At 67.5% G+C, this 280-nt stretch carries 1 protein-coding gene; it reads right to left on the bottom strand.

Annotated features, from left to right (window positions below; all coding sequences use genetic code 11):
* A partial coding sequence (locus tag ACKX14_RS15680; protein WP_422449302.1) for an NADP-dependent isocitrate dehydrogenase occupies window positions 1-280 on the bottom strand: 280 nt, incomplete at both ends.

Below are 280 nucleotides of genomic sequence, written 5' to 3' on the forward strand. Positions count from 1 at the left end.
GAGCACCTTCGCATAGCGCGCCTTGATCTCGCGCTCGGCGTCGTTCTGCGGCTCCTCCGGATAGTCGGGGACCGGGAAACCCTGCTGCTGGAGCTCCTTGATCGCGGCCGTGAGCTGCGGCACCGAAGCGCTGATGTTCGGCAGCTTGATGATGTTCGCCTCGGGCGTCTGCGCGAGCTCGCCGAGCTCCGCGAGATCGTCGGGACGGCGCCGATCGGGCGGCAGGTGATCCGGAAAGTTCGCGAGGATGCGGCCGGCCAGGGAAATATCCCGCGTCTCG

The organism is Thermorhabdus hydrogeniformans (genome assembly GCF_049310025.1).
Classification (GTDB): Bacteria; Bacillota; Thermosediminibacteria; order Thermosediminibacterales; family Tepidanaerobacteraceae; genus JBJYKD01.